Annotated in this window: 16 protein-coding genes and 1 pseudogene; 5 read left to right on the top strand and 12 right to left on the bottom strand. The window is 53.2% G+C overall.

What is annotated here, in order from left to right:
• Nucleotides 1-49: 49 nt before the first annotated feature.
• The 4 genes from DXY30_RS08255 to fabI are packed head-to-tail and all read right to left on the bottom strand — an operon-like array spanning nucleotide 50 to nucleotide 3,738.
• On the bottom strand, nucleotides 50-745 hold the full coding sequence (locus tag DXY30_RS08255; protein WP_115094427.1) for an SIMPL domain-containing protein: 696 nt from the start codon (nucleotides 743-745) through the stop codon (nucleotides 50-52).
• Nucleotides 746-787: 42 nt separating this feature from the next.
• Nucleotides 788-2,257 (bottom strand): carotenoid oxygenase family protein, encoded by a 1,470-nt coding sequence (locus DXY30_RS08260; protein WP_115094428.1) that lies wholly within the window; start codon nucleotides 2,255-2,257, stop codon nucleotides 788-790.
• A 60-nt stretch (nucleotides 2,258-2,317) separates the two neighbouring features.
• Nucleotides 2,318-2,926, bottom strand: coding sequence for an imidazoleglycerol-phosphate dehydratase HisB (gene hisB, locus DXY30_RS08265; RefSeq protein WP_115094429.1), 609 nt, complete (start codon nucleotides 2,924-2,926; stop codon nucleotides 2,318-2,320).
• A gap of 29 nt (nucleotides 2,927-2,955) precedes the next feature.
• Nucleotides 2,956-3,738, bottom strand: a complete 783-nt coding sequence (gene fabI / locus DXY30_RS08270) for an enoyl-ACP reductase FabI (protein ID WP_115024910.1) — start codon at nucleotides 3,736-3,738, stop codon at nucleotides 2,956-2,958.
• Between the two features lie 83 nt (nucleotides 3,739-3,821).
• Here fabI and DXY30_RS08275 point away from each other — a divergent pair, with 83 nt between their 5' ends.
• Complete coding sequence (locus DXY30_RS08275) at nucleotides 3,822-4,733, top strand: FAD-binding domain-containing protein (RefSeq protein ID WP_115094430.1); 912 nt, start codon at nucleotides 3,822-3,824, stop codon at nucleotides 4,731-4,733.
• Nucleotides 4,734-4,747: 14 nt separating this feature from the next.
• Nucleotides 4,748-5,188: a hypothetical protein gene (locus DXY30_RS08280; RefSeq protein ID WP_115094431.1), complete on the top strand. Its 441-nt coding sequence runs from the start codon at nucleotides 4,748-4,750 to the stop codon at nucleotides 5,186-5,188.
• Here the strand turns inward: DXY30_RS08280 and DXY30_RS08285 are convergent.
• Nucleotides 5,170-5,688 carry a hypothetical protein gene (locus DXY30_RS08285; RefSeq protein ID WP_115094432.1) on the bottom strand — a complete coding sequence of 173 codons (519 nt, stop codon included), beginning with the start codon at nucleotides 5,686-5,688 and terminating at the stop codon, nucleotides 5,170-5,172. The two genes, DXY30_RS08280 and DXY30_RS08285, sit on opposite strands and share 19 nt — an antisense overlap.
• Before the next feature lie 57 nt (nucleotides 5,689-5,745).
• On the opposite strand from DXY30_RS08285, the gene DXY30_RS08290 reads away from it, so the two are divergent.
• Nucleotides 5,746-6,339: a thioredoxin family protein gene (locus DXY30_RS08290; protein ID WP_115094433.1), complete on the top strand. Its 594-nt coding sequence runs from the start codon at nucleotides 5,746-5,748 to the stop codon at nucleotides 6,337-6,339.
• A gap of 10 nt (nucleotides 6,340-6,349) precedes the next feature.
• The gene (locus DXY30_RS08295) at nucleotides 6,350-7,591 is read left to right on the top strand and encodes a DegT/DnrJ/EryC1/StrS aminotransferase family protein (protein WP_115094434.1); all 1,242 of its coding nucleotides are present in this window, start codon (nucleotides 6,350-6,352) and stop codon (nucleotides 7,589-7,591) included.
• 11 nt (nucleotides 7,592-7,602) lie between these two features.
• Here the strand turns inward: DXY30_RS08295 and DXY30_RS08300 are convergent.
• The 7 genes and pseudogenes from DXY30_RS08300 to folK form a co-directional block, all read right to left on the bottom strand.
• Nucleotides 7,603-7,950 (bottom strand): annotated as a pseudogene (locus tag DXY30_RS08300) (FAD-binding domain-containing protein); the annotation flags it as partial.
• A gap of 232 nt (nucleotides 7,951-8,182) precedes the next feature.
• Complete coding sequence (locus tag DXY30_RS13625) at nucleotides 8,183-10,069, bottom strand: hypothetical protein (protein WP_137006822.1); 1,887 nt, start codon at nucleotides 10,067-10,069, stop codon at nucleotides 8,183-8,185.
• A gap of 493 nt (nucleotides 10,070-10,562) precedes the next feature.
• The gene (locus tag DXY30_RS08315; RefSeq protein WP_115094437.1) at nucleotides 10,563-11,786 is read right to left on the bottom strand and encodes a cytochrome P450; all 1,224 of its coding nucleotides are present in this window, start codon (nucleotides 11,784-11,786) and stop codon (nucleotides 10,563-10,565) included.
• Nucleotides 11,776-12,222 (bottom strand): hypothetical protein, encoded by a 447-nt coding sequence (locus DXY30_RS13630; protein ID WP_137006823.1) that lies wholly within the window; start codon nucleotides 12,220-12,222, stop codon nucleotides 11,776-11,778. The genes DXY30_RS08315 and DXY30_RS13630 overlap by 11 nt, the downstream gene beginning before the upstream one ends.
• 794 nt (nucleotides 12,223-13,016) lie before the next feature.
• Nucleotides 13,017-14,459 (bottom strand): FAD-binding domain-containing protein, encoded by a 1,443-nt coding sequence (locus DXY30_RS08320; protein WP_115094438.1) that lies wholly within the window; start codon nucleotides 14,457-14,459, stop codon nucleotides 13,017-13,019.
• Nucleotides 14,459-15,019, bottom strand: a complete 561-nt coding sequence (locus tag DXY30_RS08325; RefSeq protein ID WP_115094439.1) for an NUDIX hydrolase — start codon at nucleotides 15,017-15,019, stop codon at nucleotides 14,459-14,461. Before DXY30_RS08325 ends, DXY30_RS08320 begins: the two co-directional genes overlap by 1 nt.
• 18 nt (nucleotides 15,020-15,037) lie before the next feature.
• Nucleotides 15,038-15,535 carry a 2-amino-4-hydroxy-6-hydroxymethyldihydropteridine diphosphokinase gene (gene folK, locus DXY30_RS08330; protein ID WP_115094440.1) on the bottom strand — a complete coding sequence of 166 codons (498 nt, stop codon included), beginning with the start codon at nucleotides 15,533-15,535 and terminating at the stop codon, nucleotides 15,038-15,040.
• Nucleotides 15,536-15,624: 89 nt separating this feature from the next.
• Here folK and DXY30_RS08335 point away from each other — a divergent pair, with 89 nt between their 5' ends.
• Nucleotides 15,625-17,040, top strand: coding sequence for a hypothetical protein (locus DXY30_RS08335; protein WP_115094441.1), 1,416 nt, complete (start codon nucleotides 15,625-15,627; stop codon nucleotides 17,038-17,040).
• Nucleotides 17,041-17,042: the final 2 nt, after the last annotated feature.

Genomic DNA, 17,042 nt, shown 5'->3' on the forward strand with positions numbered 1-17,042 from the left:
ATTCAATCGACACCAGATTCCCAGCCTGAGAGCTCAAGGTATCAGCTGGCTATGTGAGGCAGTAGAGAAGCTCCATCCGCACCGTTGCCGTTGGTTCCGGGGCTTCACCCGGATCGAAACCAGCGCGCCTGGCCTCTGACAGCTGAACCCGCCGGGGCCCATGCATCGCATTACTGCGATTGATCCTGAGCAGTCGCGCCCGGGTGGCTCCGATCGCCGCCGCGGTGTGATCGGCTTCGGCCATACCGCGCCGCAGTGCCGCAGCCGTCAACCGTTGCTGAAGCGCTGTCTCGGCCTTGTCATTGGCGATGGACTTCATCCCCTGCATCCGCACGCCGGGCTGTCCGCCCACTGTCTGGATGAGCTGGTTGTACATCTGCCAATTCACCTCACCGGAGACACCGGTGTTAGCAACAAAGGATTGTTTGGCCCCATTGCTTCCAGAACGTGGATAGGTGGACGGAGATGGAACGATCAGGCGTCCCTGAATGAACGGTTTCAGCAAGTGACGCAACCGGGCCAAGCGTTGATTCAGCTGAGTCAACGCAGCCTGCCCCGTGGATCCTTCACCGGACACAGCCAATGAGAAGCGAAAACTGGCTACCGCGATCTTGCCCTCTTCAACAACTGACAACTGCAACAACGTCCCCGCACAGGACGGAGCATGAGCCATTACAGGCACCCGCGAAGACAGCAGAAGCAGGCCCGTAGTGGCAACAGACAAGGCGCCCCAACCGACGCTCAATGTTTGACGCGGGGTCCGCACAACCGAAGCAACTACTAGCTGTCAGCTTGCCGGGGCCCAGCTGCCGTGCAAGCCATGGGGCACCGCCAACGGCAGCTCCAGCACCGCAACTTCCGCGAGATCGCGGGCATTGAGGATGACCAGATCAGATGCGGCACGAGCTCCGTTCCAGACCAAATCCAGAACCCAGCCGTCGTCCTCCGATTCAGCGCCAGGGCGACGCACCATCAGCGGCTCACTCACGAAGCCACGGGGTGCCGCACTCCAGGTGTGGGTGACACCGGAATCGAGGTCAAGCTTCTGAATCGCCTGCAGCGGATCATTGCCCGTCTCCCGCTCCGCAACAGCCATCCAGGCATAGCGAGCGCTGAGACCCTGACGCTCGGGATTGACCATGGCGAACTCGCAGGTGCGCGCACTGATCCGCTCGGTCTGCACGGATTCCCTGCTGAGATCCAGGCGACAACGGTGCAGGATTCCTTCCGGCACCGTGTCGAAATCCACCTGAGCGAAGTCATCATCGGGACCGATGGACGGGAAATCGTCGTAGACGATGCTCTCCACCACGAGATGATCACCGTCTTCAAAAGCATTCAGATGATGGAAGACGAAGCCGTCGGGGGCTTCGAGGATGCGCGGCTTCTGACCGGCAAAACGACCGGAGTCTCGCGGTATCAGCCAGAAACGCCCTTTCCCACCGGGTTGGGACGCCAGGCACTGAGCCGCACCCTTTTCGCCGGTTACGAAAGGAAGGGGATTGAAGGCGATGGCGTTCTGCAGGAACACCGCCCAGTTGGGGGTGATGGCGAAATCGTGGAGGAAGGCGAAACCGGGAAAGCTGTCGGAGCGGTCATACAGCAACGCCCCGGCCTGGGGGCCATCGGTGGCGAACTCCATCAAGCGGATGGTGCTGCGAGGGCCGGTCTTCACCCCAAAAGTGACCATGCAAGGACGGCCGTTATGGCCGGGATCGAAGCGGGGGTGGGCACTGAAGGCTTCACCCTTTTTCAGCACACCATCGAGCCGCGAAAGACCGCGAGTCTCCAGGCTGCGGGGATCCAGCGCATGGGGCTCGGCAGCCTCCCATAGAGCGAGCAGCTGATCGCCGAGGCGCACCACGTTGGTGTTGGCGATGTTCTTCAGGCGCAGATCAAAGGCATTGGCCAAACGACCACCGGGCTTCTGGCTACCGAAGACCCCCCGGTAAAGCACCTTGCCAGCCTTCTCCTCCGCCAGCCAGCCCTCGGTGCGGACATAACGGTTGCTGAGCTGGACGCTGCCGTTCTCAAACCGCATCGCCGCAATCATGCCGTCGCCATCGAACGGGTGATGGACGCGGTGTCCATCGCGCTCCAGACGCCCGGGGCCATTGCGGTAGAAGGTGCCCTGAAGCTCCGCCGGAACCCTTCCACGCACCGGCGTTAAGGCCACATCGGTGAGCTCCTCCTCCACATTGACGAAGGCGCTGGACCAGTCGCTGCGGTCGTAGCTGCGGGCGGGGGCGACGGTCACGGGCGAACGATCAACGTTCTCCCATCCTCTCGTAACGGACTGTGAAGCGCGGCGCCGCTATCAGTTGGCGCCGGCCTGCTCCAGAACCCCTTTGCTGCTGGGGATGGCACCGGCCCGGCGTGGATCCACCTCGGTGGCCATGCGCAGTGCCCGGGCAAAGGCCTTGAAACAGGCTTCCACGATGTGGTGTGAATTGACGCCATCCAGCTGACGGATGTGCAGGGTGAGGCCACTGTTGTTGACCACCGCCACGAAGAACTCCTTCACCAGCTCGGTGTCGTACGTGCCGATCTTCTGGCTGGGAATCATCAGGCTGTAGCTGAGGTGGGGGCGACCGGAACAATCCAGCGCCACCTGCACCAGGGCCTCATCCAGCGGTGCCACGAAGTGCCCGAAGCGATGGATGCCACGGCGGTCTCCCAGGGCCTGAGCCAAAGCTTGCCCCACGGCAATCCCCACGTCCTCATTGGTGTGGTGATCGTCGATATGGGTGTCTCCCACCGCATTGATCTCCAGGTCGATCAGTCCGTGGCTGCTGATCTGGTGAAGCATGTGATCGAGGAATGCCACTCCGGTATTGGCCTGGCACTGGCCGGAGCCATCCAGATCCAGACGCACCTTCACATCGGTTTCACCGGTGACCCGATGAATGTCTCCCTGGCGTGCCATCACTCCACCTCCTCTGTTCACATCGTGCCTTACATCCCCGTGACGCAGTAGCCCGCATCCACATAAATGGTCTGACCGGAAATGCCGCTGGCCAGATCGCTGAGCAGGAAGGCTGCGGTGCCACCCACCTCCATCTGGGTGACCGTGCGACGCAAGGGAGCCTTCTCCTCCACGTTGTGGATCATCTCGAGGATGCCGCCAATGGCGGAGCTGGCCAGGGTGCGGATCGGGCCAGCACTGATGGCATTCACGCGCACCTGCTTCTCGGGACCCAGCTCAGCGGCGAGATAGCGAACAGACGCTTCCAGCGCGGCCTTCGCCACACCCATGACGTTGTAGTTCGGGATAGCCCGCTCAGCGCCGAGATACGACAGGGTGATCACGCCGGCCTTCTCGCTGAACAGTGGCTTGGCATGAGCACAGAGAGGAGCCAGGGAATAGGCGCTGATATCGAGGGAACGAGCAAAGCCTTCAGCGGTGGTGGCGCTGTAGTCGCCGATCAGCTCTTCCTTGCCTGCAAAAGCCAGGCAGTGCACCAGGCCGTCGAGAACCCCCCATTTTTCCTTGATCTCCCCGAAGACCTCGGCCATCTGGTCGGCGTCCTGCACATTCAGGGGCAAAAAGAGGCTGGGCTCGAGGGGTGCGGTGAGTTCGCGCACCTTGGTCTCAAAGCGACCCTTTTCATCCGGCAGATAAGTGATGCCCAGCTCAGCGCCAGCCGCCTTCAACTGCTGAGCAATGCCCCAGGCGATGGAACGGTTATTGGCGATGCCGGTAACGAGAATCTTCTTGCCGGTGAGATCAAGCAGCATCAGGACAGACCGGAACGGGTTGAATTCGCGCGATTCTCCCCCATCCCCCGCCAAGATCACCGCTCCTTTGCTGACGAAGGCCGGTGCCCAGCGCTGCGTCACCTCCGATCAACGGCGACCTGCCGCGGCAATTCGCCTCACGCGATGCCCTGAATGCCCTGTTGGCGCAGGAGTTTCCAGAGGCGGAAGGGACTCTCAGCCCGATCCAAGGTGGGCGCGCGAGGGCCGACGAAAAGCTGCGGCGCATCGACCCGAGGCGCTACACCAAAACCCGCAACCATCTCAAGGGTGCCGTTACAGGTCTCTCCCCCTACATCCGCCACGGCGTGCTGAGCCTCGCGGAGGTGCGCGATTCCGTGTTTGCACGGATCCGCAACCGCGATGAAGGCGGAAAGTTGATCAACGAACTCGGTTGGCGCGACTTCTGGCAACGGATGTGGCTCGATCTAGGCGACGACATCCACAACGATCAGGAACCGTTCAAGACGGGCCATGACGCTAGGGCCTATTCCCGGGAGCTGCCGGCCGATGTGCGCGACGGGAGCACGGGGCTGGCCTGCATGGATGGCTTCCGCGATCAACTGGTGAGCACCGGCTGGCTGCACAACCACGCCCGCATGTGGATGGCCTCCTGGCTCGTGCATTGGCGACGGGTGCACTGGAAGGCCGGGGCCGACTGGTTCCTGGAGCACCTGCTGGATGGCGACCCAGCCAGCAACCATCTGAGCTGGCAGTGGGTGGCCAGCACCTTCAGCCATAAGCCCTACTTTTTCAATCGCGGCAACCTGGAGCGGTATAGCGACGGGCACTACTGCGACAACTGCTCCAGTGCCAACAACTGCCCGTTCGACGGCAGCTACGAGCAACTGGAGAACCAGTTGTTCTCCCCGATGCCGGCGATTCGGAACAGCGGCAACGACCGCAACCAGCAACGTAACCGCCAACGCCGGAACAGCGGGGGCGCCAGTGCCGCTCTGGCCCGTCCCAAGCGATAAGCAGGAGAGTCCTCATGTCTTTTCAACGCCCCATCCTCTGGATTCACGAGGAGGCTCTCGGCGCCAGCAACCCGGCGCTGCAGGCCTGGCCCGAGGCCCCAGCGGTGTTTGTATTTGATACCCGCTGGATCCAAAACGCACGAATCAGCCGCAAACGGCTTGGTTTCCTCTACGAAAACGCTCTCGACCTGCCCCTCACCTTGCGCAAGGGGGATGTGGCCGCTGAGGTGCTGGCCTTTGCGCGCCGCCACCAGGCCGATGGTGTGATCAGCAGCAGCACGGTGGATCCTCGCCTGGAGCGGATCGGCGAAGCCATCGATGCAGAACTGCCGCTTGAACTGCTGGATGCCGAACCGTTCGTGGAGCTTCCGCGGCCACCCCGGCTGGGGCGATTCAGCCGCTATTGGCGCGAAGCCGAAGCAGTGGTTTGGGAGGGCTACTCCCCATCCTGCTGATCCCTAAGCAATTGCCGGACCCGCTTCAGTTCCTCCACAGGATTGGTCAGCAGGTCCTCTTCCTCCAGAGATGGCAGCTGAACGGGGAGCACTTGGTCTTCGCTGAGGGGCGGCTCAGTCCACTGCCAGCGCTCATCTGGTGCGCGGGCCTCGCATAGTGCCTCCAGCTCCTTCTCCAGCAAAGCCCGCACATCACGCCGGGACACTGCATCGAAAAACTCCTTGCGGGTCGCCAGACCAGAACTGAATGGGGTGGATCCGTTGCCGTTGAACAGGCGGGCTGGATCTGGCAGCCATCGGGGACGACAGACCCCCGCGAAGCTGGTGTCTGTTTCCAAATAGATATGAATCCCATACCCATCCGGCTGACTCACCACGGCCACGCCGTCATGGGGCACGTACCGCTGCAAAGGGAACAAGCGCCAGCTGGGCGGTTCCTTAGGGGCACCGCAGGCCGCCAGCAGTAACGAAACTCCCCAAATCAGACGCAGGCGCGGCATCCATCACCACCGGAGGGGGCCATCCTGAAGCAGATTCGCCGCATCTGCCTGCGCGTCATGGCCCTGACACCATCCACGATGCTGGCGCTGAGCACGCCGCTGCCCGGTTTTGATCTGCCCCAGGTCACGGGCGGCCAGCTGAACAGCCAATCGCTGGACCATCGGCCCCTGCTGCTGATGGTGCTTTGTGCCCATTGCCCGTTTGTGAAACATGTGGAGCCAGAGCTCACCCGGCTGGAGCACGACTTAGGCGACCAGGTGCAACTGGTCGGCGTGAGCAGCAACAGCCTGATCACCCACCCCCAGGACGGGCCGGAACAACTGGCGGATCAAGCCCGGCGCCACGGCTGGAGCTTTCCATATCTGCTGGATGAGCAGCAGAACCTGGCCAAAGCGCTTCAGGCTGCATGCACTCCGGAGTTCTACCTGTTTTCACCCGATAGCAAAGGCCTACAGACCCTCCGTTATCGGGGCCAGTTGGACGGCAGCCGACCCGGCAATGATCAGCCCCTCGACGGCCGAGACCTGCGGGCCGCCCTCATTTCCGTGCTGACGGGAGCACCGGTGAACCCGGAGCAGACAGCGTCAGTGGGCTGCAATGTGAAGTGGAACCCCGGACACGAACCGGAGTGGTTCGGCGGAGCCACTTAAGCTTTCCTTCATGCAGGTACCTCCCTTCAGCCTCGGCCAGCAGATCAACGATCTGGGTGTGGACCTCGAAGAGGCGGTTCTTGCGGTGTTGCGCAGCGGTCAGTACATCGGCGGACCGCAGATCAAACAATTCGAGGAGGCCTTTGCCGTCAGCGTCGGCTGCGACCACGCCGTGGGCTGCAACAGCGGCACCGATGCACTGATCCTGGCCTTGCGTGCCCTCGGCATTGGTGCAGGCGATGAGGTGATCACCTGCTCGTTCAGTTTTTTCGCCACCGCTGAAGCCATCAGCTCCGTCGGCGCCACACCGGTGTTCGTGGATGTCGACCCCAGCACCTACCTGATCGATTTCGACCAAATCGAAACCGCGATCACCCCGGCCACCAAGGCCCTGATGCCGGTGCATCTATTTGGCCGTGCGGTGGACATGAACCAGTTGATGGCGATTGCGGAGCGCCATCAACTGAAGGTGATCGAAGACTGCGCCCAGGCCACGGGAGCCCGCTGGAACGGCCAACCCGTAGGCAGCTTTGGTGATGCGGGCTGCTTCAGTTTTTTTCCCACCAAAAACCTCGGTGCGGCCGGTGACGCTGGTGCCGTCACCACCAGCGATGCCGATCTGGCCCAGGCCATGCGCGAGCTGGCCGTGCATGGCATGCCCGAGCGCTACCTGCACACGAGCCTTGGGTACAACAGCCGAATTGATGCCATTCAGGCAGCAGTGCTGAACGTGAAACTGCCGAAGCTGGAGAGCTGGATCAGCAACCGCAAAGCCATTGCCTCCCGTTACCGAGATGCCCTCGGGGATCTCCAAGGACTCACCCTGCCGTCCTCCAACGAAGGCCACAGCTGGAACCAGTTCGTCGTGCGCATCGGCAGCTGCCCCACCGGCCAACCGCTCTGCAACGCCAGCTGTAGTCCCTCCACCACCAGTGCACGCCACGGGATCCCGGAGAGCTGCTGCCGCGACTGGCTCAAACAGACCCTTCAGGAGCGCGGTGTGAGCACGATCATCTATTACCCAATTCCGATTCACCGGCAACCGGCCTACGTCCACTTGGGCCTGAAACAGGGTTCCCTGCCGGTGACAGAACAGCTCTGCAGTGAAGTCCTCAGCCTGCCGATCTTTCCTGAGTTAAAGGAAGACCAGCAACAAACGGTGATCGACACCCTGCGCCAACTGCTGGTGTCCAATGCTCCGGCCCAGTTCCGCCGCGGCGAAGGGCGCGATCAGGACCGGATGGTGGCGTAAAGCGCCTTGAACTAGGCCTGCTGCCTCTTGTGATCCACCAGTGGTTCGGGGTAATCCCTCGATCGAGGGCACCGATCTCTCCGCTGAACAAATACTTGGATTTACATAGCGCAGCTCAGGCACCCTTGGCGGATGTAATCACCGGCTGAATCGAACTTGGAGGCTTGGGTAGCGGGGTTAAAGATGTGCAGCGGCTTGGGATCCATGCCGCTGCTGGCGCTCCACTGCCAACCACCGTTGTTGGCGGCTAGGCCGCCATCCACCACCAGCTCCACAAAGGCGCACTCACCCCAACGCCAGTCGCAGATCAAATTTTTAACCAGATAAGAAGCCACGATCATGCGGCAGCGGTTGTGCACCCGGAAGGAAAAGCACTTCACCTGAAGGCCAAGAATCACAATTTTGATCAAAACAGGAGGCACAATTACAACCTCTCAGCCGGAGAATTCCACAACAAAAGCGCCCTGCATTCGAAGAAGTAATTTTTCCAAAAAAGCGAAACTAATATCTAAAAGTTTTCAAAATCTTTAGGCAGCTCATCAAGACGTAAAAACCATCCTATTAAGAGGCATCGCGATGGGACCACTAAACTCACTCATCGATGAATGCCTTCAATCGCTCCAAGTCGCGCGAAATTGACAAGGACTGATCAGGGCAGAAGACATCTAAAGTTTTAACATTCCTGACAGGGAAACCATGCTGAATAAGCTCATCCGGGGCAATGCAATAAATCAGCACATCTGCACAGTGATTCAAAATCGGGTCATGAACATGTTCATAGCCCTGAAGATAACGTGCTACATCTGGAGAGAGGAAATTCAAAACAGCGGGCAAATAAGAATTTTTAATAGCAATAACAGCATTTTCATTGTTTTTCACTAAAAACTCAATTCGTTCCTCGACATCTCGTGGCACTGCGCCACTCCAGTCGGCAACACACACATGCACGCCTAGATTTAGTGTGCCATGCGACTCAAGCCCATCAAGGATAATCTCAGATCGATCTGATGGACAGTCAGGAATCGCATTCACCTCGATAAATGCACCAGAAGAAGGAGAAGAAAACAAGTCTCGCTGCAAATCTTCAGAGATGTAATCCACTCCGCATGCATTTAGACGAAAAGTATGCGCTATAGCCTCACATTTAGTTTTGAGCGAGAGATGCACCTTCTCAAGAGGCACAATAATACGCAAGCCCCCAGTCTTAACATTCGCATTAGATCTGAGATTAATTCTTACATTCTCTCCAAGAACATCACTCCATTCATAACCAGATCGTCTTAGAGCGGCCTGCATTGCGACGTCTTGATCATCGAGCAGATAAGCATAAAAATTACTTTTTTGCAGATCCTCGCGCCTTTTATTTTCGTTCAGCAAGAGCTCCTTCAAAGTACTAACACCATCACCAACCAAATGAGGAATGATTCTCTTGATAACACAAGTAAGGCGGCAATTAATAATAAAAAGACGATAATCATCTCCACTTACATGTTCCTGCAATAAAGCTTGCTGCCTTTTCGCATTTCTTACCATTGCAATTGCCTCGGCTAATTCGACATGATTATTAATATTTGCAGTAACAGCTACACCACCGTCAGCATTTACAGGCTTCACGACGCACGGGAAACCGACTTCTGCGACAAGACGGCTTAGGCTTTCGCGTGAAAGACCATTAAGAGGAAGTAATATTTCACGAGGCACATTGCAACCAATTCTTTTCAAAAGACTTGAAGATGATCGCTTATTTTGTGCAATCATGACGCCCAAATGCGAATCCATATCATTGCAGCTATGCCTAACTAATCTGCTATTAGTGCACATGCCAATTTGCCAAATTCCACTTACCCAATCGACAGGCATGGCATGAACCCCACGCCTCTTTGCACTAACAAGTACAGAAGAAAGAAGCCAATCCGAATCTATTCGATTATTCAAATCCTTCCATTTATTACAGCGAACCTGAACTTGCTTAGGAGTAGTGTGGGACAAACCGAGGTTTGCAGACTTGCATACTAATGTCCAAATTAGTTCTTTAATCCATCCAAGAAATACTCCGCAAACAATATGGCGTGAGCTAGAAAATGCGATCGCATCGCCATCAAATTGATGGCATGTTCTAAAAGAAACTTCCTCAAGATCTAACGTGCCCTTGCACGCCATGGCAATGGATCTAAATAAATTTAACGACGTATTCTCGCTAGAACTCAAATCAACGGATCCGAAAGCCTCGTAGAACTTATCGTGAATAAGTTTTTCGGTAGTTTGTACCTTACCCCTCTTAATAGCAGCTTGAACCAGAAGCCTCTCAAAGAGAGGATTTTTAACATAATCCTTTAATTCCAACTGTTGCTGAGCACTAACACGCCATGTGAACAGCCAACATTGCTCACTCACCAGGACGCTAGGCCCTGTTTGCTCAGAGAGTTCGGGAGGAATCCATTGCTCCATTGCTGATAAGACCTCGACATCGCTAGCCATAAGATAAGCATCAGCCGGTAGAAACGAGAGCCTAAGAATGAAAACAAAACAATATGGAAGCAATACCTATATATGAACAACCATAGACTCAAAAAAGACAGGAGTAAAACCACGTATATTCAAATAGGATGCAAATGACGAAGCTCAATGGAGGAGTAAAATACAAAGCGTAAATATATCAGCGCATTCCTATCTTTAGCAGAAAGTGCAAGCATGCAGTTCGTCAAATCATCAGGCAAATTGAATACTATAACAATTAAAATCAACTACATTATGCACAAAAAAACGAAGCCAGAAGCTCTTAAAATCACAACTTTATACATCAAAGAAAATATAAAAATACTGAAATTACAGACTTATAATTGAATATTTAATTCCTATATTAGCAGCCAAAAAACTCAAACGATGAGCGAGACTCCAAAATTTAGACACATGAGGCAAAAGAATAAATTCAACTGGACTCAAAAGTATTCAGCATGTAAAAACGAAAAAATCAACCTGCATTAAAATTGACATGTAATCGCTTTAGACAACGCAGTAAAGTTGAAGAACCCCATTCAGCTTTATTAAGATGCCAGGAACCGGAAAAGCGACTTAATAAAAAATTACAAACAGCTCGAGCTTCAACAATGGCTAATTGCCTTCCTAGGCAATGATAGGAGCCTTTTCCAAACGAAAGATGTGGATTTGGAGTTCGTGAAATGATAAATTCGTTAGGTTTAACAAATATTTTTTCGTCTCGATTAGCAGCACCTATCAACAAAATAATCTCTTCACCTTCCGAAAAGTTTAAACCATGCAAATTAAAACTTTTACGTATGGATCTAAATGTAGCGCGTTGCAGCGGTGATTCAAATCGCAGAACCTCTTCAATTGCAGAATCGACTAATTCCCTATTGCGCCTCAAAATCGATAATTGTTGAGGGAAAGAGGCTAAGCAATAAATCATACTTCCAATAAGAGCTGCCGTCGTTTCTTGCCCAGCAAAAAGAAGTAAAGCAATATTTGACGATGCACAGCTCATAGAAATTTGCTTTGAGTGAATCAAGCTTCGAATATTGGACATCAAGGATTGGGAAGAAAACTCCCATTTGCCAAGAATTCCCTCTTCAATAATTTCTAAAAGCGTAGAAAATGCACTATCTTTAACATCCTTGTCACCCTTAGATGCGTTGATGTTGTCTATACCATGACTTATCTTTATAGATAATAGAGATATTTGCTGTCTTGCATCCATCGGAAAACCCAAAAGTTGCATCACGATTGTCATAGGAAGCTTTTGACAAAATCCACTCATGATTTCAAAATCATCTAGCCTCCCTTTGAGACTGGCATCATCGAAATATTTTCTCGCCATAGATGTTGTTAACTCGTGATAGCGACTCACAGGAACTCGTCTAAAATATTGAGCAAAAATCTTTTTTAGAGCCTGATGCTCAGAATCATCTTTAAACAACAAACTGCCTGAAAATGCATTGCTCACATCCAGCAGATTTGATCTGTTATCTGATTCTTTTGATGTAAGTTGATGTTGCTCGAGAATCAACTTGACCTGGTCAAACCTTGAAAAAACGATTGCAGATTCCGATTGCTTACCCTCTAATTTACATACCCTCAAAGGAGACGTAGAGAATATTTCAGCGTAGCCATCATACAAATCTCCAGAAAAACAATCAGAGAACTCCCTAATTGTTATACAAGGAATATCAATCGACATAGTTTTCAATCATTCCCTTTAATTCAACTGTAAATAATCCACCATTTGGCCCAACAACTTCAAAAGATCCAACTGCAACAAGTAAATTGACTCCCAATCGACTTTTTTTGACATTAAGATGAATCCTAACTCCTTCAAAATCTCTGATTGGCTTAAAGAATTTGGAAGAAAACTCTTTCACCCACGCTTCACCTGGCTTACGTTCAAGGCCGGCTTTGAGGCAAACCCAATAAATCAACAATTCAGCACAAGCTTCCTGAGCAGTAAAAATAGATAAATGAAAACCCTTCTTGTCATGCTTTGATATGTATGGCGATGAGATATCAACCAAGGATGTTAAGCCAGATTCAGAAATTTTGATGTCGCGAAAATGCCAATTCTCATTTTTTCTGCCGACATGAAGATACTCGGATTGAAAATTGGCAATATCTTTCATTATTTGATGACAGAATAATAGCTTGAAAGCTGATAACTATATAATCTAGCACATTAGCTAGAATTGCGAGCTTTGTCAAGCACAAATCTTCCCAGAAGATCTCATGGTCAAGGCTGAAAGGTAATTAGAAATAACCTTGACTTATAAAATAATTGTTTTTGTAAAAATTATTCAGCGCAGAAGAATTTATTTAGAAACGAAATCATAAGCAAGAAGTGTAGAGAGCCACTAAAGTGTTCGATGCTACGCAAGTCGGTAGAGATCAATATATTTACCAGGCATGCTCAAGGTATTTATTATTAATAATCAAAGCATGGCCTATTGAAAGACTGGAAGCGAGCAAGTGCTTACACCTCACTAATCCAAATCATTTAATCAATCATAGGCTGATTTTCTCACCTGAAATTATTTCCCATAGCTTCGCTTTATTTAATGTTGAAACTTTTCTGCTTGACTCGGGTTCCATCAGTTGGATTCACGAAATGTATAAAGCGATAAAGTTTGGACAAATTCAATTTCTCGGAGCCACTTAAAAGAAAAGAAAAGTTACGACGTTAGATAGCAAATGCTTTATCAAAGTATCTCCTGCATGCAAGAATCTGTCTATCGCTAATATGCATGCATTTACCAGGAAGCATTGGGGAAAAGAAGCTAAACCTTAAAATACAGAAAGCCAACAACACAATATCTAAAGACTCATTTTTTAACTATAAATTCCATGCCCAATGATACTCATGCAACAGAGCAAATATCTATCATTCTACACTTGAAATGATAACAAGCCGAGGCATCTGCTAGTCAGATTGATTACGCATTGTTGAATATAGTTTCTTGAATTTAGCCTGCTGCTTCTTGTGATCCACCAGCTGCTGAGGATAGTCGCCCCTTTCCAGGGCTCCGATCTCACCACTGAGTAGATCTTTGGTGTTCACATGGCGCAGCTCCGGCACCCACTGGCGGATGTAATCACCGGCTGAATCGAACTTGGAGGCCTGGGTAGCGGGGTTAAAGATGCGCAGCGGCTTGGGATCCATGCCGCTGCTGGCACTCCACTGCCAACCACCGTTGTTGGCGGCTAGGTCGCCATCCACCTCCAGCTCCATAAAGGCGCGCTCGCCCCAACGCCAGTCGCAGATCAGATCTTTGACCAGATAAGAAGCCACGATCATGCGGCAGCGGTTGTGCATCCAGCCGGTCTGATTCAGTTGACGCATGGCGGCATCGATGATCGGCATGCCGGTCTGGCCCTCCTTCCAGAAGTCGAACCAGTCCTCGTTGTTCTCCCAAGGGAAACGGCGCCACTGCTCGCGATAGGGGCCATCGGCCAGTTCGGGGAAATGAAACAGCGCCTGCTGGTAAAACTCTCGCCAGCACAACTCTTGCTCCCACACGGCGATGGCATGGAGCTGCTCCTCGGAGCGGGCCAGCGCGCGGGAGTCCTGGGCGGCACACCAAGCCTGCCGGGGGCTAAGGGTGCCCACACTGAGGGCAGCACTGAGGGTCGAGGTGCCTTCGGTACCGGGAAAATTGCGCTCAGGCTCGTAACCGAGCAGCGGTCCATCACAGAACCTCATGAGTTGCTCCAAGGCCGCTATCTCCCCGGGCCGACAGGGGCAGATCTCGGTGCCCTTAAAACCATGGTTTTCGCGCAGGTGTGGCAAGGGATCTCCCGCCGGCACGAGGACGGGATCCAGATCCACCAACCCGGTGGGCGCGGCAACGGTGCTGGGCTGCTTGGCCAGCACTTGGCCGCGCCAGTTGCGCAGAAAGGGGCCGTAGACCCGGTAAGGATCACCACCACCGGTCTTGACCAGCTCTGGAGCGATCAGCAGCTGATCCCAGTCCACCAACACCTTCCGACCATCGGCCTGGAGCCGCTTCGCCACCTGGCGGTCACGCTCACGGGCGTAGGGCTCCACATCACGGTTCCACACCACGGCCTCGGCGCCGATTTGCTCTGCCAGCTGTGGCAGCACAACCGGAGGATCCCCCTCGAGAATGACCAGACGGCTACCGGCCTCCCGCCAGCGCTGCTGCAATTCCACCAGGCTCTCGATCAGAAACCACAGACGAGCCTGCGCCATGGCCGGCAGATGCTCCGGAGGATCGATGATCTTGGGGTCAAGCACATACACGCCGGTCACCGCCGGGCTGATCTCCCCAGCGACGGCCAAACCCAGATTGTCTGCCAGGCGCAGATCGCGGCGGTGCCAGAACAAAACGCGAGGAGTCGTCATCAGAGGCCGAGAAGCTGCTTGGCACGGAACCAGGCGGTGACGCTCTTTCCATCAAGCCATTCATCGCCCGAAGCAAGCGCCGCATCGAGCTGCGCTGGGCTCATCAGCAACACCTCCAGGTCTTCGTCTTCGTCGCCGGCTGGCGGGTTTTCCAATGGGGTGAGCTCCCGGGCCAGGAAGCAGTGGATCACCTCATCGGAGTATCCCGGGCACGGGAGCATCGGCCCCAGGGCATCCCAGCGGGTCGCGCTGTAGCCGGCTTCTTCACCCAGCTCCCGTTGCATCGACTCCAAAGGGTCTTCCCCATCCTCCAAGGTGCCGGCAGGGAACTCGAGCAAACGCGCCTGCACCGCGAAGCGGTACTGCCGCAACAGCACCACCTGACCGTCATCGGTGAACGGCACCGCCAGGGACGCACCGGGATGGCGGATCATCCCGAAGGTGGCCTCCACCCCCATCGGCAGCTTGATCCGATTGCGTTCAAAACGAATCTTGCGAGCATCGACTGCTTCAACGGTGTCGAGCAACTCAAAGGGTTCCGGGGCCGGCAGCGGCGCCATAGGAGCAGACGTGACGGCTCACCAGCATGGCGGGTGAGCGCCTTGCATCGCCTGGAGCAGGGGCTCTAGAACAAAACTGCGCAAGTGCATCCGCGGGTGGGGCAACACCAAACGGGGATGTTCGAGCCTCAATTCACCCCAAAACAACAGATCCAGATCCAGGCTTCGAGGTCCCCAGCGCTGCTCCCGCGCGCGATCACGACCGCAGCTCTGCTCCAAACACTGCAATGCCTCCAGCAGCTCGAGCGCCGCTGCCTCAGACGGAGGACGCTCGACGCGGGAGATCAGAAGAACGGCATTGCAATAGTCGTCTTGACCTGGAGGGCCGCCCAGGGGCTGGGTCTTGAGAAACGCAGAGCAGCGCACATCTTGAAGATCCGCATTGCCCCACTCCACCAGGAGGTTTGTCAGACGCGGTGCGATCCAACGCAGGGTGGATTCAGGAGGTCCGTGAGAGCTGCTCAGGTTGGCTCCAAACCCAACGGCAAGCGCTGATTCCAGGGGAAAAGATGCCAAATACACCTTGACGAAGAACAGGGATGGACACTAAGAAGCCTCCCATGCGATGATTGCTATGATTTAGACATTTTGCACGGATTTAAAATATGTTTTTCGATAAATTCCTCGAACGAATCTCTTTTTTTACTGGCAACAAAATACACCAAAAAAATAACAGCAGAATAGTGCCACTATTAAGACCTAGCAAAGACGAATCAGAACGCCTAACCCTTGAAGAAGCCAACAGACTGATTGCCGAAAAAAAACATAGGCAAGCCTTAAATATCGTCAATGCAACCATTGAGAGTGGCATTTCCACCAATCAACTCATGCTCAAGAAAGCTTTTCTGCTTTCACAAAACAAAGAATATGAAGCAGCCCATAAAATTTGGGTCATGCTTAGCAAAATCGAGAACGAACCAAGACTTGCAGACTTAGCAAAGCAATCACTCGAAACATCAAAAAAAATTCAACACGAATCAATCAAAGCCACGAAGCTCCTGATTGACAATCTTCACGCCGAAGCGAAGCAGTACCAAAGAAAACTGAGGCACCTTCAAAAATCTGAAAACTGCTCACCTGACGCAAACTTAATCCAACTAATTCGCAAAGAAGCTGAAATTGCGCGCGCTGATGAGCTCCCAAAGCTATCTCTGGCACTTATCAATGAGACACTACTTTCCGGCATAGAATCGCCAATGCTCGTTCACGACAAGGCTCTATGTATCAGCATGATGGGGCAACAAGAGGTAGCGCTTGAATTACTTAAAAATTTAAACCAAGAAATCAAGAATCAAGAAATAAAAGACTCAATATCAAAGAGCATTGAAGAGATAACAAAGAATGCCAAACACTACGAATCCAAAGCAACAACCTATCTCGCCAAGCAAGCACGATCAGCCGCCAAACACAACGGACTTGAAATTCAATTCTTACCAGAAGCGAATCAAATCAACGACAAGGTTAAACTTAAATCGTTGATCTTCCAAGAAGCGCGAGCAGCTTTAAATGAAAACCCTAAAGCCTCTTTCGACCTTATAAATGCAATTCTTGACTACGCCCCTGGCGACCTAGCGCCTCTACAACTTAAAGGCGAAGCACTTGCTGCACTTAATCAATACGACGAAGCCATCGCAATCTGGAAAGATTTAGCCAAATCAACAACCAAGAAGATCGCTCAAAAAGCATCTGAGCTAATTTCCAAAGTGATTGCCGAAAAAGCAATATTCATAAACACAAATGAATCCTCAAAAGCGGCTATTTCATATTTCATCTGCGAGCATTTCAAGAACAATCTCACGCCCACCCTCAGCATCGAGGCAATCGAAATACTTAAACAATTAGACACACACGACATTCTCTCGTCAGACCCCCAGTTACAGAAACACCAGTTGCAGCTGCAGTTCAAAACTCTAGTGATCGATTACCTTGAGGCACGCTTAAGTAAAATAAGTCGTTTGAATGCCAGTGCAACAGATCAAAAGCCTGGCACGATCGGCAAGACTGACCTGAAAGCTGGTTGAAC

This window comes from Synechococcus sp. UW106 (assembly GCF_900474015.1).
Lineage (GTDB): Bacteria > Cyanobacteriota > Cyanobacteriia > PCC-6307 > Cyanobiaceae > Parasynechococcus.